The sequence below is a fragment of the Paenibacillus sp. W2I17 genome, from assembly GCF_030815985.1.
Taxonomy (GTDB): domain Bacteria; phylum Bacillota; class Bacilli; order Paenibacillales; family Paenibacillaceae; genus Paenibacillus.
The window spans coordinates 4,598,913-4,620,755 of sequence record NZ_JAUSXM010000001.1 but is presented as its reverse complement, the minus strand read 5'-3'; the positions used below and the strand labels follow the sequence as shown (position 1 = coordinate 4,620,755).

Below are 21,843 nucleotides of genomic sequence, written 5' to 3'. Positions count from 1 at the left end.
TTAATGAATCTTAGACCCGACTGTTATTGTAACAATTCCAATAGCCGTTCCAGATCCTGTTGACTGTAGTAGTTGAGCTCAATTTTACCTTTATCTTTATTGTGCTTGATTTTCACTGTGGTTTTGAAACGTTCACGAAGAGATTCTTCCAATGTATCAATGAATGGATCTTTCTTTTTTAACTTCGATTTGGATTTAGCTTCACCTGTTTTGGAGCGATCCAATTGTTGAACAGCTTCCTCCAACTCACGTACACTCCATTGCTGATCAATAGTTTGTTTGGCAAGTTGCTTCACCACAACCTCGTCTTTCACACCAACGATCGCACGTGCATGTCCCATAGATAATGTTCCACGTGAAACATGGTCTTTTACCTCTTCCGGCAACGATAACAGACGCAAGAAGTTAGCAATGTGAGAACGTGATTTACCTACTTTTACAGACAACTCTTCCTGAGTCAACGCGAATTGATCCATTAACCCCTGATAAGCAACTGCAACTTCCATGGCGTTCAGATTCTCCCGTTGCAGGTTCTCGATTAACGCAATCTCCATTACCTGCTGATCACTGAAGTTGCGGACTACAGCCGGTACCGTGGCATTACCACAATATTGCGAAGCTCTGAACCGTCGTTCTCCGGCGATAATCTCATAACCTCGTAATACAGGACGAACAATAATTGGTTGTATGACACCATGCTGACGAATGGACTCAGCAAGTTCATGTATTGCGCCCTCATCAAATACTTTACGTGGTTGATAGGGGTTAGCCCGCAGTTGACTAATCGGGATTTCTACGACTTTATCATCGTCATTAATTGAAAGCGAAGGAATGAGGGCATCAAGACCTTTTCCAAGCCGCTTACTCATAAGAAATCACTTCCTTTGCGAGCTCTAAATACACTTCCGCCCCTCTTGAACGAGGGTCATACGTGATAATGGATTGACCATGAGATGGTGCTTCACTAAGCCGTACGTTACGCGGAATAATTGTTTGATATACTTTTTGTTGAAAATACTTTTTCACTTCTTCAATAACCTGAATTCCCAGATTGGTCCGCGCATCAAACATCGTCAGCAATACCCCTTCAATCTGCAGGGATGTATTCAGATGTTTCTGTACCAGACGAACCGTATTGAGCAACTGACTTAATCCTTCAAGTGCATAATACTCACACTGAATCGGAATGATCACCGAATCGGAAGCAGTCAACGAATTGATCGTTAACATACCAAGGGATGGTGGACAATCGATCAGTATGTAATCATAGTTTTTTTTCACCATGGCGAGTGATTTTTTCAGGCGAACTTCCCGTGATATCGTGGACACCAATTCGATCTCGGCTCCGGCAAGCTGAATCGTTGCAGGTATGATATGAAGGCCTTCAATCTGAGTCTCCACAATCGCTTCTTGAGGAGGAACCTCATTAATAATGACATCATATATACAATTAGCCACATCTGCTTTATTGATTCCGACTCCGCTAGTTGTATTCCCCTGAGGGTCAATATCGACAAGCAATACTCTTTTCCCGAGTGAAGCCAGTCCTGCACCCAAGTTAACAGATGTCGTCGTTTTCCCCACACCGCCCTTTTGATTTGCTACGGCCATAATCTTAGACAATTACTTCACCTCAAATAAAATAGGAGTCTTTTCTGTAGGTTGTGAGATATTGTTAACAAAAAGCAGGCGGCTATCGTCCACACAAACAACAACTACCGTTCCATCAATATACCGACCGTTCTTTAAAAATGTCAGATCTAGCTTGCTTTATAGACATAAAAAGCGGCCCATTGCCGCCATAAGCTTCAATTATTTGCGTTTTGGAATATGGATAACGATCTCATAATGATCCTCATGGTCTGCTTCTTTTGTTTTGATGTCCAGACCAGAGCCAGTTACCATATCAATGGATTGGCGAATTGTATTAAGTGCAAGCCTTACATCCTTGGTAAAGGAAACACGTCTAGATTTTTTAATCTTAGAAGATTCCTTGTAGAAGGCAACACGTGCCTCTGTCTGTTTCACATTTAATTCTTTTTCGATAATCTCACCGAGCAACTTCATCTGCAGTTCTTCCGTATCCAGAGAAAGTAATGCTCTTGCATGCCGTTCAGTAATTTTGCGTTCCATCAATGCGGCCTTAATGCCTTCTGGAAGCTGTAACAATCGAATTTTGTTGGCGATGGTTGACTGGCTTTTGCCGAGTCGTTGTGCCAGACTTTCCTGTGTCAGTTGATGCAAGTCGATCAGCTTCTGATAAGCGACAGCTTCCTCAATTGAAGTCAATCCTTCACGCTGCAAGTTCTCAATCAGTGCAATGGATGCGGCCTGAGAGTCGTTGAATTCACGCACAATAGCCGGAATCGTATCCAAACCCAATTTTCGAACTGCACGCCAGCGACGTTCCCCGGCAATAATCTCATATGATCCATTTCGCACGCGAACGACAATAGGCTGAATTACACCATGTGTTTTGATCGTCTGCAACAACTCATCAATTTTATCATCATCAAAAATAGTACGGGGTTGATATGGGCTGCTCACAATTTCATTAACCGGAATCTGTTTGATCTCATCTCCGTTATTGCGCTCCGCCAAACCAAACAACTTCGAAAATTGTTCTTTCATTCCGCAGATTACCACCTAGTTTCGTAATAGCTCCCACAGTCTTTGCAGGTGCTTCTTATTCAATATGCGACCTTTCACATGCATCGTTCTTGGAATAAGTTTTGCCTTTCATAACGCTTTCTGTCATGCAACATCGAACGCATATCCATCTATCTATACATATAATCTATGATCGCTGTGACCCAGGATCGGATACTTCTATTCTATCATCTTTTCTATCATAATCCTATGCTTACCTATTCTTTAAACTCTGCTAATTTTCCTGCTTTTTCTTTGTGAATATTGGAAATATGACGACTTGCACACATTCAATTAATGAAATTGTTCATGAGTTACTGTGCGTAAAATTCATCATTGCAGGTTCTTTAAGAGATATGCAATACGAAGTATCTGTAATGTTGATCCAGTCCTACATTTCAGAAAACAAAAAAAGAGAATGTTTCACGTGAAACATCCTCTTTATCTATGTCTAAATTTCTATTTTGTTTTGACTTACTTCAAAACCATCACGCAACTATATCAGCGGAGTCTTCATTGGAGTACCTGGTTTACGCGGATACTTATATGGTGTCTTATCAAATTTCTGAATCAGAATGATGTGACGCTCTGATTCTTCAACCGGCAGCTGGAAAGGATGAACGGCCTTAACCCGTCCTTTCAGCTGATTGAAGCTGAACTCCGCTTCCTTCATTTCTTCACGCGGGTCTCCGCCCTTCATGGCAGCGAATATTCCACTTTTACGAACAAACGGAAGGCAGAATTCATTCAGCACAGCCAGCTTGGCTACTGCACGCGCCGTAACGAGATCGTAGCTGTCACGATACCCTTCTTTGCGTCCAATCTCTTCAGCACGTCCATGGACCAATTCCACATCAGTCAGACCAAGGATATCTACCACATGCTGTAGAAAGCCAATACGTTTATTTAATGAATCAATGATCGTAAGCTTAATATGCGGGAAACAGATCTTCAGTGGCAATCCCGGAAAACCCGCTCCTGATCCAATGTCAGCAAGCTTATTCACTTTGGTTATGTCAGTATAAAAAGCCAGCGATACCGAATCATAGAAATGTTTTGTATACACTTGCTCCCGATCCGTAATTCCAGTCAGATTCATCTTTTCATTCCAGGATACCAGTTCCTGATAATACAATTCGAATTGCTCCCACTGGAGTTCGCCCAGCTCTAATCCATGTTTCTTTAAGCGCCGCTGCAGTTGCTGTTGAATATCGTCCATTATTGTCCCCTTGCTGCGGTTACACGGTTATAATGCTCCAGGTAGACCAGCAGAATGGAGATGTCGGCAGGAGTAACTCCAGCAATACGAGAAGCCTGACCAATCGAGATTGGACGAATCGTAGCGAGCTTCTGTTTGGCTTCCATAGCAAGACCATGAATCTCATCATATACGATCGTGTCCGGAATTTTCTTTTTCTCCATCTTTTGCAAACGTTCCACGTGGATCAATTGTTTCTCAATATAACCCGCATATTTAATTTGTATTTCCACTTGTTCTTTCATATCTGCTGTCAGTTCTACCTCAGATGGTGAGAGCTGTTCAATCAGTTCATACCCCAGCTCCGGGCGACGCAGCAAGGTAAGCAACGTACTGCCATCTTGAATAGGTGTAGATCCGTACTCTTCCAGTTTCGCGTTCACTTCAACTGGGCGAGCTTTAGCCACTTTCAGACGTGCAACTTCCTGCTCGACTTTCGCCTTTTTATCCAGGAATTTCGCATAACGCTCTTCAGGGATCAGGCCAATGTCATGTCCGATTTCCGTCAAACGCATATCTGCATTATCATGGCGAAGCAACAGACGATACTCAGCGCGTGAAGTCAACAGACGATACGGTTCATTTGTACCCTTTGTCACCAGATCATCAATCAGCACGCCAATATAACCTTGGGAACGATCCAGTATTACCGGCTCTTTCCCCTGTACTTTGAGTGCAGCGTTGATTCCAGCCATAACACCTTGTCCTGCTGCTTCTTCATAACCGGAGGTACCATTAATCTGACCCGCCGTAAACAGACCTGGTAGACGTTTAGTTTCCAGTGATGGCCACAATTGTGTAGGCACCATCGCATCGTATTCAATCGCATAACCATTACGCATCATTTCCACTTTTTCCATACCTGGAATTGAACGCAGCATAGCCAGTTGAACGTCTTCTGGCATACTCGTAGACAACCCCTGTACGTAATACTCGGATGTATTCTTGCCTTCCGGCTCAAGGAATATCTGATGTTTCGGCTTGTCGCTGAAACGAACAATTTTATCTTCAATGGAAGGGCAATAACGTGGTCCGGTTCCTTCAATAAGCCCCGAGAACATCGGAGCACGATGCAGATTATCATTAATAATCTGATGTGTATCCACAGATGTATACGTCAACCAGCAAGGCAACTGCTCATTATCGGAAGATTCTGTTTCATAGGAAAAGAACTTCGGCTTGTCATCGCCAGGCTGAATTTCGGTTTTGCTAAAATCAATCGTATCCTTATGCACACGTGGTGGTGTACCCGTTTTGAAACGAACCAGATCAAAGCCCAGTTCACGCAGATTCTCTGACAATTTAAGAGAGGGTTGTTGATTGTTTGGTCCACTCTCATACATCAACTCACCCATGATCACTTTGCCGCGCAAGTATGTGCCTGTTGTCAGAACGACCGCTTTGGCCCGATACTCTGTTCCGGTCTGAGTCACAACGCCTACACATTTTCCGTCTTCAACGATCAGTGAATCAACCATACCCTGACGCATTGTCAGATTACGTTCATTCTCCATCGTTTCCTTCATTTTATGCTGGTAGGAGAATTTATCTGCCTGAGCGCGAAGCGCGTGAACAGCAGGCCCTTTCCCCGTGTTAAGCATCCGCATCTGAATAAAGGTTTTATCGATATTCCGTCCCATTTCTCCACCAAGTGCATCAATCTCGCGCACAACATGTCCTTTGGCCGGTCCCCCAATAGATGGGTTACAAGGCATAAAGGCCACCATGTCCAGATTGATCGTAATCATTAGTGTTTTGGACCCCATACGAGCTGCGGCCAGCGCGGATTCCACACCAGCATGTCCTGCACCAACGACGATTACATCATAACTGCCGCCATCAAAAGCCATTCCCGTTTACCTCCTTATTCCGCTGCATTTGGTGTAACTCACGCAGACGGATCATGTTCTACAATAATGAAACTACTTCTAACCGTTCATCGGAACTTGCATTCCTATCTATATGAAACCAACACGTAATGGCTACAATATCATTCCATCCTTTGACAACAGGCAGAAATTGTACCTCTCCATCATACACTACGATTTAACTCAATCGGCAGTATATTATTTTTACTTTCCTAGACAGAACTGGGAGAAAATCTGATCAATTAATGCATCATGTGCTGTATCTCCAACAATCTCGCCCAAATGCTCCCACGCCAAACGAACATCAATCTGTATCATATCGATCGGAATGAACTGCTCTGCTGCTTCATAGGCATCCACCAGGGACTGCTTCGCTTTTTTGAGCAAAGCAATATGACGCACATTACTGACATAGGTCAGATCTGCGGACTCCAGTTTACCACTGAAGAATAGCGTAGAGATGGCATCTTCCAGTCGATCCACACCCAGATCATCTTTCACCGACATCGGTACAAGCCGTTCTTCCGGAATGTAACGAAGCAGCACGTCACGTTCTACCTGTGGCGTTAAGTCCATTTTATTCATAATGATTATCGATTGTCTACCGCGGATTTGTTCCAATAATTCAATCTCATCGGGATGAAGTGGCTCCGCAGCATTCACAACCATCAAGATCAGATCGGCTTCACTTACTGCAGAACGAGAGCGTTCTACCCCGATCTTCTCTACAACGTCCATTGTTTCCCGGATTCCTGCCGTATCCAGCAACTTCAGTGGGATATTATTGATCGTAATGAACTCCTCGATCACATCGCGAGTTGTTCCTGGAATGTCCGTGACGATGGCCCGATTGTCTTGCGCAAGTGTATTCATCAAGGAGGATTTACCTACGTTAGGTCGTCCAACGATAGCCGTCGTAATACCTTCTCGCAGGATCTTTCCTTGCTCTGCTGTAGTCAGCAATTTATCAATTTCAGTCATAACCTGACTGGACTTCTCTTTAATAAAATCAGACGTTAACGACTCCACATCATGTTCGGGATAATCGATATTCACTTCAATATGAGCCAGTGTTTCCACCAATGTATATCGTAGATCACGTAGTTTGGAGGATAGTTTGCCTTCAACCTGTTTCAATGCAACCGAGAAAGCTCTGTCCGATTTGGAACGAATAAGATCCATGACACCTTCCGCCTGAGACAGATCAATCCGCCCATTAAGGAAAGCACGCTTCGTGAACTCACCGGGTTCAGCCAGGCGAATATCAAGCTGTAACAGCAGGTCCATGACCCGTTTTACAGACACTACACCGCCATGCGCACTGATCTCCACGACATCTTCTGTTGTGAACGAGCGTGGTGCCCGCATTACAGTAACCAGTACTTCCTCAATCTTTTCCCCATTAACGGGATCTATGATATGACCATAATGAACCGTGTGAGATGCTGCCTGAGTTAAAGGGGTTTTGCTGCGAAAAATCTTTTCCGTCTCCGACACTGCATCCGGGCCGCTGACCCGGATCACGGCGATACCCGCCTCTCCGACAGCCGTTGATATCGCTGTGATCGTATCACTGATCATGGTTATCTCTCCTTGCTCTATTTTAAAATTGCCGCCCCTCAGGGGACGCCATATCCATTTTCAAATCTATTAATGATATAACATATGACATGCTGCTTATCGTATTAAGTTGAATGTTTACCTGTGCTATGCACCTTATCAAATTGCTTCTGTACGAAAAAAGCAATGGCTTCTGCACCGGGCAGGAAGCCATTGCGTCTTCAATTTCGTGTTATTTCGTCGTAATAACCACACGCCGATTAGGCTCCTCGCCCTTACTTAACGTTTTAATCTGCGGGTGATTTTGCAGTTTTGCATGGATGACTTTTCGTTCGAGCGGAGGCATTGGTTCCAGTACAACTTCCTTACCGGTACGGATTGCTTGTCCAGCCAACCGTTCAGCCAGATCCTCCAGCGTCTTCCGCCGACGTTGACGGAAATTCTCCGCGTCGAGCACAATTCGAACGAAGCTTTCCGAATATCGGTTCGCTACAATGTTCGTTAGATACTGGAGCGCATCCAGCGTCTGTCCACGTCTGCCAATAATCATGCCCAGATCTTCGCCGGCAATATTGAAGATATGTCCATCCCGCTGTTTTTTGATATGCACTTCAACATCCAGTCCCATACCTGCTGCGACCTCTTTCAAGAAAGCAGCCGCTTCTTCATAGGGATTTTTAGCTGCAACATCCTCGAGTAATGCATCTACTTCAGGTTTGTATGCAGCTGGCTTGATCGGCTGTGGAACAACTTCCGGCACAGGCAATAATTTCACTTCAACTTTGGCCGCCCTCACCCCGAACAAACCCAGGAATCCTTTTGACGGCTGCTCTAACACTTGTATCTCGACCTTGTCCCGACTTACGCCAAGCTCGGTCAATCCTTGGTTTACAGCATCTTCAACGGTCTTTCCTGACGTAATGACTTTGGTCATTTCGATTTTTTGGCCCCTTTCGACCCTTTTCCAGAGACGGTCGCTTTGCCACCGTTTTTGCGTTTAGCTCCATTTTTGGAAGAGCTATTCTGCTTCACGTTGACCTCAGCCACGATTTTATCATTATTCCGGTAAAGGAAATAGTTTTGCACGATCGTGTAGATGTTACTGTAGAACCAGTACAGCGGAAGTGCTGCCGGGAACTGATAAGACATCACGAAGATCAAAATTGGGTATACCCACAGCATAAACTGCATCGGACCCACTTGCTGTGCAGGGTTCATACGCATCATCATCCATGTTTGAATGAATGTGGTGATGGCAGCCAGCACTGGCAAAATAAACAGGTGATCGGGTGATCCGAGCTGGAGCCACAAGAAATCATGCGTTCTCAGACTGGAGTTTCCGTAAATTGAGTTATAAAGTGCGATGTAAATCGGCATCTGAATGATAAGTGGCAGACAACCGGCCATCGGATTAACTTTGTTCTCCTGGAACAACTTCATCGTTTCTTGCTGAACTTTCTCAGGTGTATCTTTAAACTTGGCTTGAATCTCCTTCAGCTGCGGCTGAATGGCCTGCATAGCTTTGGAGCTACGGACTTGTTTCATTGTTAGTGGTAAAATCAATGTCCGTACAATAAGCACCATCACGAGGACGGCCAGTCCATATTCACCGTTAAACCAGTTGGCGAATGTATCCAGCGCCAGTGAGAACCAGTACACAACATTGCTTTGCCAGAATGAGCCACTATTCTTCAGATCTTCCGTAGTAACCCCGGCTCCTTGTGGAGTACATCCGGCGAGTACAGTGACCATTGCAATGACTGCAATGAGGAGAATCCACTTCCCCTTTGATGTCTTCAATCGCGACACTTCATAACCCCTCTCTTAACCATTCCATTCCATCGTAAAATCATACCATAATTAGGAGGACAAATAAACCGAAGCTTACCGCTTGCTCGACTTCAAAAGAGAGCCCTTTCGCATCGCATGTAGCAGGCTTTTTTCCATTTCCTTATAGGGCATGTCCAGTGCACCTTTTCTGACGATAAAAATCAGATCCATCTGCGTGACGATCTCATGCTCATGATGGCGAACAATTTCCTTGATCATGCGTCTCATCCGGTTGCGTACGACAGCGTTTCCGATTTTCTTGCTGCATGATACGCCGACCCGAAATTGTTCCGTATCTTTACGGCGACAACCATACACCACGAATTGATGATTGGCAAACGATTTCCCATACCGGTATACACGGCTAAAGTCCGCCCGGTTTCGTAGACGCAGTCTTTTATACACGGCGCTTCTCCTTGCTGTTCTCCACCAATGTTATTGACGGAGGCCTCATTACTGATTTAGTATAGGCTTTCTTGAATGACGGTAAACCGTCTTGGCGACAACTTCATTTGGATGATTGTTGGCCAGTTACTTGAACTGATCCGCATTCATCCGGGATGAATGTTGATTGGCCATTTAAACCTATCAACGATTCATCATTATATAAGGTAAGTTTTCGAAAAATGGAAAACTCACTCAACATACATCGTGTGTGTTCAGCACTTTTTCGCAGACCATTCAGACCTGATCTATAGCAGCATCCAGTCTGATTTGAGCTAATTAAGAAAAAAAAGACCACCTCGGTGGTCTTCAATGCTTAAGCACTCAGGTTTTTACGGCCTTTAAGGCGACGTGCGGCCAAAATTTTACGGCCGTTGCTCGTGCTCATTCTTTTCCGGAAACCATGAACTTTTTTACGTTTGCTAACGTTCGGTTTGAATGTAGGTCTCAATGTATTGCACCTCCTCACAAGGAAATACTTATGTGATGAATCACTTTCATCTTCACAGAAAACACCTTTATATATTTAACCATGATCACCTGGAAAAGTCAACTGCAAGGCGCAAGGCTTCTCCCTCTTTTATATACACTCTTCATCCCACCCAAAGTAATGACCACAGTTCGTCCACTTCAATACTATTACCAAGCCCCGAAGAGAGTCCAAAAAAGTTATCCCCAGACCCTGATCAGATCACCCTATTTCAGCGTTTATAGTTATCCACACCCTCCAATACCTGTTATCTCCTTCATTACATCCTGTTTAAAGTTATTCACATGTGGATAATGATTATAGGCTATAAATATCGTCATATTCTAATCAGGTTGTATCCGCTTCAATTAAGGTTTACAAGCTTTTGAGAAAGGTGTAGGATAAAAATCACATCTTGTATACAAGTAGTCCTTTGAAAAAAACATTAGCCGTTAGCTTGTAGCTACAGACTATGGATTGAACTGAATGTCCAGTCCGCAAAATAGTTATGCTATGATCAGTAATGAACTGATTACTTATTAATAGGAGCGTTAGCCATATGTTATTTCCTTCTTCCTGGCTTCAAGGAGCTTCCCGTGGTGAAGCCATTGCCTGCGAATTAAGGCTGCGGATCATCAGCGGTACCCTTCGACCTGGAGAGATTTTGTCGGAAAATCGAATTGCGGCTGATTTTGACAGCAGTCGTTCACCTGTCCGTGAAGCGTTACGAACATTGTCCAATGAAGGACTTATTCGACTGGAACGTATGGGTGTCGTTGTCATTGGACTACGAATCAAGGATGTCGAAGAATTGTATGATGTCCGTTTCCTGATTGAAAGTTTTGTGCAGCAGCGACTTGCTGGTGATGTCCCAGAATCATTAATCACCCAGTTGCGTAACGTGATCGACAAAATGCAACTTGCTGGACGGCATCAGGACGCCGTCGAATTCGCCTATCAGGATCTCGTTTTCCACGAGACCATCATTGAAGCTGCTCAGCATTCCCGTATTTCACATCTATGGAAGAGTATTCGATATGTTGTGATGACCGTTATGCTGCTCACAACGCGCAGAGTATTTGTTCAAGGCGAGCAGAAAGTAAGCGCTGTAATTGAGAAGCACCGTTTGCTCGTTGAAGCACTTGAATCAGGCGACAAGGTGCTCATTCAGACTGGAGTCCGCACGTATTTCCAAGATTCTGGAAAAACCCTGCACGAAAGCTTTGATTCCTAATCGGTGCAAGGCGTTTGCAATCATATCCGTCGTGAATGATTGCGGCTTAACTTGTCGACAAGTATACAAAATGCGATTTTCTTTCAAATTTGGGCATGATAAAACTACATTTTTCGCCAACACCTTCTGCAGTACTGGTACAAATTTAATTGTTGACGATAATCTCACTTGTAAGCGTTCTATATCAGAAATAAAGGAGCACACAACATCATGAGCACTCTTTTTGGACTATCCCATAACGCAACATTATTGGTTTGGACGTTAATTGCGATCGTTTTTCTGATCGTTTTGATCTCCAAGTATAAATGGAATCCCTTTATCACCCTGTTGTTGTCCGCATTAATGCTCGGTTTGCTTACAGGCATGAAACCTGCTGATGTGATCTCTTCCATTACCGGGGGACTTGGCGGCACACTTGGAACCATTGCAATTGTTATTGCTCTCGGTACGATGCTTGGTAAGATGATGGCCGAATCTGGCGGTGCCGAGCGCATTGCAACTACATTGGTCGATCGGTTTGGTGTGAAACGTGTGCACTGGGCCATGATGATTGTTGGATTTATCGTTGGTATTCCCGTTTTCTTCGAAGTTGGCGTGATTTTGATGATCCCCATCATTTTTACCGTTGCACGTAAAACCAACATGTCTTTGCTGCAGATTGGTATTCCCATTTTGGCGGGTCTGTCGACTGTACATGGTTTGGTTCCACCACATCCAGCGCCAATGATTGCGATTGAAGCCTTCAGCGCGGATCTGGGTAAAACCATTTTGTACTCCCTTATTGTTGGTATTCCTACAGCGATTATTGCGGGTCCTTTGTTTGGTAAATTTATTGGTAAAAGAATACACACCGAACCGCCAGCAGAACTGGCTGAACAATTCGCAACCAAAACAAACAGCAACATGCCTGGGTTTGGTATTACCCTGTTTACCATATTGCTGCCGGTTATTTTAATGCTGATTGGTTCCATAGCTAGCATCATTGACCCAAATGCCACGAGCGGTTTCACCGTTTTCAGTGAATTTATCGGTCATGAGATCATTGCTTTGCTCATTTCAGTTGTATTTGCCCTCTTTTCACTCGGCTTTGCACGTGGATTCACCAAACACGATATTTCCCGCTTCACCAGTGAATGTCTGGCGCCTACGGCGACCATCATTCTCATTATTGGTGGAGGCGGTGCCTTCAAACAGGTATTGATCAATAGTGGTGTAGGTAACGCCATTGCTGAAGTCGCTACCCATGCCAACATCAACGTGATCCTGTTTGCCTGGCTTGTCGCTGCGCTCATTCGTGTAGCTACCGGTTCAGCAACCGTAGCCATGACAACAGCCGCCGGTATCGTCGCTCCAGTGCTTGCACTCACACCAGGGGCCAATATTGAGCTGGTTGTACTCGCCACAGGTGCAGGGTCACTCATCTTGTCCCATGTAAATGATGCAGGATTCTGGATGATCAAAGAATTCTTTAATATGAGTGTTTCCCAGACATTGAAAACGTGGACCGTTATGGAAACACTATTATCCGTGGTCGGACTGATATTTATTTTGCTCCTAAGTACAGTCGTATAAATGGAGTCTATATAGTAGAAAGAAATTAAATCTCATCGCTTTCTGGAGAAAGAAGGATTAAATACATGAACAACTATATGATTGGGATCGATATTGGTACTACCAGTACCAAATCCGTCTTATTTACCGAGCAAGGCTCTGTCGTCAGTACCTCTACACAGGAATATCCTTTGTACACCCCTGCACCCGATGTTGCCGAGCAGGACCCTGAAGAGATTGTGCAAGCGGCCCTCCGCTCTGTGCGAGGAGTCATGGATCAGAGTGGTGTTGCTGCCAAGCAGATCCTGTTTGTATCCTGCAGCTCGGCTATGCATAGTGTCATTGCCATGGGACAGGATAACAAACCCTTAACCCGTTGCATCACCTGGGCGGATAATCGAAGTGCAGCCTGGTCTGCCCAGCTGCAAGAGAATGGATTGGGCCATCCCATCTACCTGCGCACAGGTACACCGATCCATCCCATGTCACCACTGACCAAATTAATGTGGCTGCGCCACGATGAACCTGAACTTTTTGAGCGCACCGCCAAATTTATTTCGATTAAAGAATATCTGTTCTTCCGTCTATTCGGACAATATGTCGTTGACCATTCCATCGCTTCTTGCACAGGCTTACTCAATCTGGAACAACTGGACTGGGACGCAGAGGCCCTTGAGGTTGCAGGCATTACACCCGACCATCTGTCGAAGCTTGTACCTACAACACATATATTAGAAGGAATGAATCACGAATCGGCTGAAAAAATGGCTCTCTCCCCCTCCACGCCCTTTGTTATCGGCGCAAGTGATGGGGTTTTATCCAATCTCGGCGTGAACGCCATTGAACCTGGTGTTGTCGCAGCAACCATCGGAACCAGCGGGGCCATTCGCACTGTCGTGGACCGTCCAGTTACCGATCCCAAAGGTCGAACCTTCTGTTATGCCCTCACAGAGAATCTTTGGGTCATTGGTGGACCTGTGAATAACGGTGGCATGTTATTTCGTTGGGTACGGGATGAATTCGCCGCGTCTGAAGTGGAGACAGCGAAGCGACTTGGCATCAATTCCTATGATGTGCTGACCAAAATTGCCGAACGTGTCCGACCGGGATCGGAAGGACTTCTGTTTCATCCGTACCTTTCGGGCGAACGTGCCCCTTTGTGGAATCCGGATGCCCGTGGTTCCTTTTTTGGCTTAACACTCCATCACCAGAAAGAGCATATGATCCGTGCTGTCCTGGAAGGGGTTATTTTCAACCTATATACGGTACTGCTCGCCATGGAAGAACAGATTGGGCAACCTACCTCCATTCAAGCCACAGGTGGGTTTGCGCGCTCTCCTCTCTGGCGCCAGATGATGTCCGATATCTTCAATCAGGAAGTGGTTGTACCCGAGAGCTTCGAAAGTTCCTGTCTGGGTGCCGTCGTGCTTGGTTTGTACGCTACAGGGCGGATCAAATCGCTTCATGCCGTTTCTTCCATGGTCGGTACAACGCATCGGCATACTCCTGTCAAAGAGAATGCTGTACTCTACCAAGAGCTGCTGCCCATCTTTATTCGGATCTCTCGCAAACTGGAAGAGGAATACGCAGATATCGCTGAATTCCAGCGTAAGATGTCCCTTCCCCGTCTCTAAATCATCAATCCATACTTCGTCTCTGCACCAAAAAAAGAGGGTGTCCCCTAAAACCAAAAATCGGTTTTAGGGGACACCCTCTTTTGCTATACACGCATAATCTATCCTTTGAATTCATATTATACAATCATATACTTCAACCTCCATATTCGAGCATCAGCTTACCTCTTGATCCTGGTAATTCTCATTACATATGTCTCAAAATGAAGTCATCTATGTCCATTATTCTTATACATTGCCATCACAGAATTACCATCTGCTCAGAAAACACAACACTGATCTTGTTCAATTAAAGGCATGAGTTTACTCCCCTCTCCGTCTCCTACCCTGACACTGAATTGGTGGCTTTCACCATCGCCCATTGGCAAGAAAAACACGAGGGTGAGAGGTCACTCTTTTTCCGATCTCAATCATGCTTCATTTTCACTTCACGGTTATCCACAGACAGGTTATTCACAAACGAAGAATACTTTTACACACATTTTGGCATCATTTGACGGATAACCTGTGTATAAAACATTTTTGGTTTTTGGGTCATTCTGTCGAAAATTAAACAGTTTATAAACAATATATTGTGTTGTGACTAAAAATTATACACAAGTTATTGAATTTGTGGATAAAATCACGCGATACGTTGAAATGCGGGGTTTCTTTTGCTATGATTGTATTACTTTTGGATGTGAATATGTGATCTGACCCATAATATTATCAACAGCCTGTGGATAAAGTTGTGAACAATTTTCCGTTGTTCATACTTTTTTTGTTTTCGACCTGCGGGGGTTTGGGGATAAATTCAACAATATATCTCGTATTTCGACACTGCATCATGGCTTAAGCCACACTTGGAACATGTAAAAGGAGTGACAGTCTGTGGACAGCCATACTTCTGATTTATGGCAGCAAATTTTATCAATCATACAAAACAAACTCAGCAAACCCAGCTTTGACACCTGGTTCAAAGCAACCAAAGCCACCAAGCTGAATGACCGTTCAATCGTCATTTCCGCACCAACCACGTTTGCCGTCGAATGGCTGGAGAGCCGTTACACCAAATTGGTTGGCTCGACGGTATACGAGCTGCTTGGCAAGCAAGTCGATGTGAAATTTGTCATCGAAGAGAACAAGCCTGCTGAACCGGACCCGCAACTGCCGGCACCAACGCCTACAGTTGTACAGGAAGAAGCGGTACTCAGCATGCTGAATCCGAAATATACGTTCGATACATTTGTCATCGGGCCGGGCAACCGTTTTGCCCATGCCGCATCGCTGGCGGTCGCTGAAGCGCCCGCCAAAGCTTACAATCCCTCTCTTTCTGTATGGAGGGGTAGGTCTCGGTAAAACTCACTTGATGCATGCGATCGGACATTATGTTCTGGAGCATGATCCGGGCAGCAAAGTCGTTTATTTGTCGTCTGAGAAATTCACGAACGAATTCATTAACTCGATCCGTGACAACCGCGGGGAGAGCTTCCGTAACAAATACCGGAGCGTCGACATTTTGCTCATTGATGATATTCAGTTCTTGGCGGGAAAAGAATCAACACAAGAGGAATTTTTCCATACGTTTAATGCGCTGCATGAGGAACGGAAGCAGATTATCATCTCCAGCGACAGACCACCGAAGGAAATTCCGACACTGGAAGAACGGCTTCGTTCTCGCTTTGAATGGGGGTTAATCACGGATATCCAGCCTCCAGATCTGGAGACAAGGATTGCAATTTTGCGGAAAAAGGCACGTGCGGAAAACTTGGATATTCCGAATGAAGCGATGATGTACATTGCCAACCAGATTGACACCAACATCCGTGAACTGGAGGGCGCCCTGATTCGGGTCGTTGCTTATTCTTCACTGACTAATCAAGATGTAACCACTCATCTGGCAGCTGAAGCACTGAAGGATATTATTCCTTCCAGTCGTCCCAAAATGATCACTATTCATGACATCCAACAAAAGGTCGGCGAGTATTATAGCCTTAAGCTTGAAGATTTCAAAGCACGGAAACGGACCAAGGCAGTTGCTTTTCCAAGACAGATTGCCATGTATCTCTCTCGTGAACTGACAGACTTTTCTCTGCCCAAAATTGGGGAAGCATTCGGAGGACGAGATCACACCACTGTCATACATGCTCACGAAAAAATCTCCCAAGCGATTAAAAACGATCAGGATCTCTATAAAGTTATCAACAACTTAACCGAAAAAATTAAGAATCCAACCTGAACAAGTCCCAAGCCTATGCACAACGTATACACATGTGGATAGGCTTGGGTGTACGGGTTTATACCCACTTATCCACATATTCAGTGCCCCTATTACTATTATTACTAAAAAGATCTTAAAGATATCATCTCCAAAATAGCCATTTCGGAGCTTAGCCTTCGGCCTTTGAAAAACACCTTTTAACACCCCAACACCCAAAAAATCAGCTAGGAGTGAAACCATGAAAATCAGCATAATGAAAAACTACTTAAACGATTCCATACAGCAAGTATCCAAAGCGATTTCGAGCCGTACAACGATTCCGATCCTGAGCGGTATCAAATTCGACGTGAATCATCAAGGTGTAACGTTGACAGCAAGTGACACCGATATATCCATTCAATCCTTCATCCCGCTTGAAGATGGAGATAAAAGCGTAGTTCAGGTAGATCAACCCGGCAGTGTAGTTTTACCAGCCAAGTTTTTTGTGGAGATCATCAAGAAGCTGCCATCACAGGAAGTGCACATGGAAGTCAAAGAGAACTTCAACACCTTTATCTCCGCAGGTGCTACCGAGATTCAACTGGTAGGTCTTGATCCGGAAGAATTCCCGGTACTGCCAAGCATCGAAGAAAACCAAACGGTCTCCATTCCAGGAGATTTGCTGAAAAATATGATCAAACAAACCGTTTTCTCCATTTCCACACATGAGACAACTCCAATCCTGACAGGTGTACTCTGGAGTTTGGGTGACAACGAATTGAAATTTGTGGCAACAGACCGTCACCGTCTTGCTACTCGATCAGCAATGCTGGATAATGCAGAGGGTATCCGCTTCAACAACGTGGTCATTTCGGGTAAAACGCTGAACGAGCTCAGCAAAATTGTTCCGGATCAAAATACCCTTGTGGATATCGTTGTTGCAGATAACCAGGTCCTGTTCAAAATCGACCGTGTATTGTTTTACTCTCGTATTTTGGACGGAACATATCCGGATACTTCTAGAATTATTCCAACGTCATACAAAACAGAACTTGTTTTAGATACAAAAAAATTAAGTGAATCCATTGATCGGGCTTATTTGCTGTCGCGTGAAGAGAAAACAAACATCGTGCGTATGCAAACGATGGATTCGGGATCCGTTGAAATTTCTTCAAGCTCTTCCGAGCTAGGTAAAGTAAGAGAAGAAATCGAACCTGCCGAGTTTACAGGAGATCCGTTAAAAATCTCGTTCAACTCCAAATACATGCTGGATGTGCTGAAAGTTGTTGAAAGTGAGCAGCTGATGATCGCTTTTACTGGAGTCATGAGTCCAATTATCTTGAAACCGCTGGATGACAGTCACAGCCTTTACGTGATATTGCCATATCGGACGACCAACTAACGAAAGGAAGATCACAGTGAAACAAGTTACGATTCGTACGGAATATATTAAGCTTGATCAATTTTTGAAACTGGCTGATTGCATCCCAACCGGAGGTATGGCCAAAGCTCTGCTTCAGGAAGGACTTGTACGTGTGAATAAAGAGCCTGAGGAACGCCGGGGACGTAAGTTATACCCTGGGGATATCGTTGAAGTGGACGGAGAAGGCACATTCGAAGTTGCTGCAGAATAAGAAGACCAGTTCGATCCTGCTGCCTCCTGACGGACGGGATAAAAGGGAGGTTACCGCGTGTTTGTGAACAGCATTGATCTGCAGAATTTCCGCAATTATGAACATCTGAGACTGGATTCTTTTGGTCCCGTAAACTTGTTGATCGGGCAAAATGCCCAAGGCAAGACCAATCTTGCAGAGGCGATTTTTGTACTTGCACTCACCAAGAGCCACCGTACATCTCGTGACAAGGAGCTGATTCGTTTCGGTGAGGAACGTGCCAGACTTGCAGCAGAGGTCGACAAAAAGTACGGATCGGTCAAGCTTGAACTATCTTTGTCGCAACAAGGCAAAAAAGCAAAGATTAACGGCTTGGAGCAGCGCAAGTTAAGTGATTTTGTCGGAGCGCTCAATGTTGTGATGTTTGCACCGGAGGATCTGGAGATTGTAAAAGGCACACCGGGGGTCCGCCGCCGGTTTCTTGACATGGAGATTGGACAGGTTGCACCTGGCTACCTGTATCACCTGCAGCAATATCAAAAAGTGCTCGTCCAACGAAATAATTTGCTTAAGCAGTTATGGGGAAAAGGGGCATCGGCCCAGACCATGCTTGAGGTGTGGAACGAACAACTGGTCGAGCATGGTGTTAAAATCGTCAAAAAAAGGAAACAATTCATAAAGAAACTGCAAAAGTGGGCAGAAACGATTCATCAGGGGATCACCGGAGGCGGAGAAGTCTTGCGGCTGGCCTACCTTCCTTCCTTCAGCGAAGCCGCTGAGGAAGATGAAGCTGTCTTAATGGACCAATTTATGATAAAATTATCACAAATGAAAGAGCAGGAGATTCGCCGAGGCACAACCCTTAGTGGGCCGCATCGGGATGACCTGTCCTTTTTCATTAACGATCGGGAAGTACAAACATATGGCTCGCAGGGGCAGCAGCGCACAACGGCGTTGTCCCTTAAACTTGCGGAAATTGAACTGATTCATGAAGAAATCGGAGAATATCCAGTTCTGTTGCTGGATGATGTTCTGTCCGAGCTGGACCCTTTTCGCCAGACGCAGCTGATCGAAACGTTCCAGAGCAAGGTGCAAACCTTTATTACGGCTACGGGGATCGAGAGCCTGAACGTTGACAAGCTCAAAGATGCCAGTATTTATCACGTTCATGCCGGACAGGTTGAACGCTAAGGAGTGAGGGGCTTATGTACATTCATCTGGGCGGTGAGAAGATCATCCGTTCTTCCGAATTGGTCGCTATTTTTGATATATCGATTGAAAAATCCTCAAAGATCTCCAAGCAGTATGTCACGCATGCCGAGCAGGAAAAAACAGTGGAACACATCGGCGAAGAGGAAGCCAAGTCCATTGTGGTGACCAAAAACATTGTGTACTACTCGCCTATTTCCTCAGCTACGCTGAAAAAGCGGGCTCACATTTTTCCGGATCTCTAGCGTTGTGTGGCATAAAAGATGTCTCTTTTGCTGCTTGTCTTTAAATTTGAATAGCTGCTGAAATGAAGGACGTTGCCTATTTCAGCAAACATTATTAGTTAACGCATATTTACGATATTGAATCTATAGAAGTAGGTGAAAGGCATGTCTATGAATCAACCGTCATATGATGCGAATGAAATTCAGGTCCTTGAAGGATTGGAAGCCGTACGGAAGCGTCCGGGCATGTATATCGGTTCCACCAGTTCCAAGGGCCTGCATCATCTGGTCTGGGAAGTAGTGGACAACAGTATTGACGAAGCGCTTGCAGGTTACTGCGACCACATTGAGGTCAGTATCCATGAAGACAATAGTGTGACTGTAGTCGATAACGGACGGGGTATTCCTGTCGGCGAACATACCAAAATGAAACGTCCTGCACTTGAGGTAGTTATGACTGTCCTCCATGCAGGGGGGAAATTTGGCGGCGGCGGATATAAAGTATCCGGTGGTTTGCATGGTGTTGGTGTGTCCGTTGTGAATGCACTCTCTGAAAAAGTGGTTGTAACGGTTAAACGTGAGGGACATATCTATCAACAGGAATATCGCCGTGGAGCTCCACAGTACGACCTGAAAGTGATCGGTACAACCGACGAAACAGGAACAACGGTTAGATTCCATCCGGACCCTGAAATTTTCACGGAAACAAGAGTTTATGAATATGACATCTTGCTGGCCCGTATTCGTGAGCTGGCGTTCCTGAACAAGGGTATTGGTCTTACACTGACAGATGAGCGTACAGGTGCAACCAATTCATTCCTGTACGAAGGCGGCATTATCGAATACGTCTCCTTCCTCAATCAGAAGCGCGAAGTACTGCATGAAAATCCAATTTACGTTGAAGGTTCCAGAGATAACATCCAGGTGGAAGTTGCCTTGCAATACAATGACAACTACACCGAGAATATCTATTCCTTCGCGAACAATATCAACACGCATGAGGGCGGAACGCATGAATCAGGTTTCAAGAGTGCCCTTACGCGGATTATCAATGACTACGCCCGTAAGGCGGGAGTAATCAAGGACAGCACGGGGAACCTTTCCGGGGATGACGTGCGTGAAGGCTTGACAGCTATTATTTCAGTCAAGATTCCGGAACCGCAATTTGAAGGACAGACAAAGACCAAGCTGGGCAACAGCGAAGTGCGTGGGATTGTAGAATCCTTGTTTGCCGAGAAACTTCAGGAGTTCCTGGAAGAGAATCCTTCCGTATCCCGTCGCATTTTGGAAAAAGGGCTGCAAGCAGCACGTGCGCGTGAAGCTGCCCGTAAAGCCCGTGAACTGACACGTCGTAAAGGTGCACTCGAAGTAAGCTCACTTCCAGGTAAACTGGCAGACTGTTCATCCAAGGATGCTTCAATCAGCGAATTGTACATCGTCGAAGGTGACTCTGCAGGCGGATCAGCAAAGCAAGGTCGGGATCGTCATTTCCAAGCGATTTTGCCACTGCGTGGTAAGATTTTGAACGTGGAAAAAGCTCGTCTCGACCGGATCTTGGGTAATGCGGAGATTAGAGCAATTATTACGGCAATGGGTACGGGTATTGGTGATGACTTCGATATTGCCAAAGCACGCTATCACAAAATCATTTTGATGACCGATGCCGACGTTGATGGTGCTCATATCCGAACACTATTGCTGACATTCCTGTATCGGTACATGCGCAAAATCATTGAGGCAGGTTATGTATATATTGCACAACCGCCATTGTTCAAGATTGAGCGTAACAAAGTGATTCGTTATGCTGGTTCCGAGAAAGAGCGCGATGAAATTATTGCAACGCTCGGCGAAAATGCGAAATTCAACGTTCAGCGTTACAAAGGTCTTGGCGAGATGAATGCCGGACAATTGTGGGAAACGACGATGGATCCGGAGAGCCGGACCATGATGCAAGTATCGATCAATGATGCCATACTTGCTGATACCATGTTTGACACCCTGATGGGGGATAATGTTGAACCGCGTCGTGACTTTATCCAGGAAAATGCAAAATACGTGAAAAACCTCGACATTTAACATATTCGAAGAGGCGCCTGAGAGGGCGCCTTTTTTATATTAGGG

Annotated in this window: 18 protein-coding genes and 1 pseudogene; 9 read left to right on the top strand and 10 right to left on the bottom strand. The window is 45.0% G+C overall.

The features are described from left to right. Positions 1-23: 23 nt before the first annotated feature. The 10 genes from QF041_RS20765 to rpmH all read right to left on the bottom strand — a co-directional run bounded on the left by QF041_RS20765 (position 24) and on the right by rpmH (position 10,060). Complete coding sequence (locus tag QF041_RS20765; protein ID WP_307415486.1) at positions 24-869, bottom strand: ParB/RepB/Spo0J family partition protein; 846 nt, start codon at positions 867-869, stop codon at positions 24-26. Beyond that, positions 862-1,623: a ParA family protein gene (locus QF041_RS20760; protein ID WP_024629525.1), complete on the bottom strand. Its 762-nt coding sequence runs from the start codon at positions 1,621-1,623 to the stop codon at positions 862-864. Before QF041_RS20760 ends, QF041_RS20765 begins: the two co-directional genes overlap by 8 nt. A gap of 189 nt (positions 1,624-1,812) precedes the next feature. After that, positions 1,813-2,631 carry a nucleoid occlusion protein gene (noc, locus tag QF041_RS20755; protein ID WP_307415485.1) on the bottom strand — a complete coding sequence of 273 codons (819 nt, stop codon included), beginning with the start codon at positions 2,629-2,631 and terminating at the stop codon, positions 1,813-1,815. Positions 2,632-3,145: 514 nt separating this feature from the next. Beyond that, the gene (gene rsmG, locus QF041_RS20750; RefSeq protein WP_307415484.1) at positions 3,146-3,868 is read right to left on the bottom strand and encodes a 16S rRNA (guanine(527)-N(7))-methyltransferase RsmG; all 723 of its coding nucleotides are present in this window, start codon (positions 3,866-3,868) and stop codon (positions 3,146-3,148) included. Further along, on the bottom strand, positions 3,868-5,757 hold the full coding sequence (mnmG, locus tag QF041_RS20745; protein WP_036611972.1) for a tRNA uridine-5-carboxymethylaminomethyl(34) synthesis enzyme MnmG: 1,890 nt from the start codon (positions 5,755-5,757) through the stop codon (positions 3,868-3,870). The genes rsmG and mnmG overlap by 1 nt, the downstream gene beginning before the upstream one ends. A gap of 222 nt (positions 5,758-5,979) precedes the next feature. Continuing rightward, on the bottom strand, positions 5,980-7,356 hold the full coding sequence (mnmE, locus tag QF041_RS20740; protein ID WP_124118699.1) for a tRNA uridine-5-carboxymethylaminomethyl(34) synthesis GTPase MnmE: 1,377 nt from the start codon (positions 7,354-7,356) through the stop codon (positions 5,980-5,982). Between the two features lie 211 nt (positions 7,357-7,567). After that, positions 7,568-8,269, bottom strand: a complete 702-nt coding sequence (gene jag / locus QF041_RS20735) for an RNA-binding cell elongation regulator Jag/EloR (RefSeq protein ID WP_017691417.1) — start codon at positions 8,267-8,269, stop codon at positions 7,568-7,570. Then, positions 8,266-9,144 carry a YidC/Oxa1 family membrane protein insertase gene (locus QF041_RS20730; RefSeq protein WP_307415483.1) on the bottom strand — a complete coding sequence of 293 codons (879 nt, stop codon included), beginning with the start codon at positions 9,142-9,144 and terminating at the stop codon, positions 8,266-8,268. Before QF041_RS20730 ends, jag begins: the two co-directional genes overlap by 4 nt. Before the next feature lie 75 nt (positions 9,145-9,219). Further along, complete coding sequence (gene rnpA / locus QF041_RS20725; protein WP_036611981.1) at positions 9,220-9,570, bottom strand: ribonuclease P protein component; 351 nt, start codon at positions 9,568-9,570, stop codon at positions 9,220-9,222. A gap of 355 nt (positions 9,571-9,925) precedes the next feature. Further along, the gene (gene rpmH, locus QF041_RS20720) at positions 9,926-10,060 is read right to left on the bottom strand and encodes a 50S ribosomal protein L34 (RefSeq protein ID WP_017691413.1); all 135 of its coding nucleotides are present in this window, start codon (positions 10,058-10,060) and stop codon (positions 9,926-9,928) included. A 577-nt stretch (positions 10,061-10,637) separates the two neighbouring features. Here rpmH and QF041_RS20715 point away from each other — a divergent pair. From QF041_RS20715 to gyrB, 9 genes and pseudogenes are all read left to right on the top strand, one after another. Then, positions 10,638-11,312: a GntR family transcriptional regulator gene (locus QF041_RS20715; protein WP_307415482.1), complete on the top strand. Its 675-nt coding sequence runs from the start codon at positions 10,638-10,640 to the stop codon at positions 11,310-11,312. 210 nt (positions 11,313-11,522) lie between these two features. After that, the gene (locus tag QF041_RS20710; protein WP_215078310.1) at positions 11,523-12,884 is read left to right on the top strand and encodes a GntT/GntP/DsdX family permease; all 1,362 of its coding nucleotides are present in this window, start codon (positions 11,523-11,525) and stop codon (positions 12,882-12,884) included. A 65-nt stretch (positions 12,885-12,949) separates the two neighbouring features. Continuing rightward, positions 12,950-14,497, top strand: a complete 1,548-nt coding sequence (gene gntK / locus QF041_RS20705) for a gluconokinase (protein WP_307415481.1) — start codon at positions 12,950-12,952, stop codon at positions 14,495-14,497. An 870-nt stretch (positions 14,498-15,367) separates the two neighbouring features. Further along, a pseudogene (dnaA, locus tag QF041_RS20700) lies at positions 15,368-16,715 on the top strand (chromosomal replication initiator protein DnaA). Between the two features lie 220 nt (positions 16,716-16,935). Beyond that, positions 16,936-18,078 carry a DNA polymerase III subunit beta gene (dnaN, locus tag QF041_RS20695; RefSeq protein ID WP_017691408.1) on the top strand — a complete coding sequence of 381 codons (1,143 nt, stop codon included), beginning with the start codon at positions 16,936-16,938 and terminating at the stop codon, positions 18,076-18,078. Between the two features lie 16 nt (positions 18,079-18,094). After that, entirely contained in the window at positions 18,095-18,310 is a 216-nt protein-coding gene (gene yaaA / locus QF041_RS20690; RefSeq protein WP_307415480.1) for a S4 domain-containing protein YaaA, read from the top strand. A 57-nt stretch (positions 18,311-18,367) separates the two neighbouring features. Next, positions 18,368-19,480, top strand: coding sequence for a DNA replication/repair protein RecF (gene recF, locus QF041_RS20685; protein ID WP_017691406.1), 1,113 nt, complete (start codon positions 18,368-18,370; stop codon positions 19,478-19,480). A gap of 14 nt (positions 19,481-19,494) precedes the next feature. After that, positions 19,495-19,743 carry an extracellular matrix regulator RemB gene (remB, locus tag QF041_RS20680; protein ID WP_017691405.1) on the top strand — a complete coding sequence of 83 codons (249 nt, stop codon included), beginning with the start codon at positions 19,495-19,497 and terminating at the stop codon, positions 19,741-19,743. 144 nt (positions 19,744-19,887) lie between these two features. Further along, complete coding sequence (gyrB, locus tag QF041_RS20675) at positions 19,888-21,798, top strand: DNA topoisomerase (ATP-hydrolyzing) subunit B (protein WP_076216622.1); 1,911 nt, start codon at positions 19,888-19,890, stop codon at positions 21,796-21,798. Positions 21,799-21,843 lie beyond the last annotated feature (45 nt).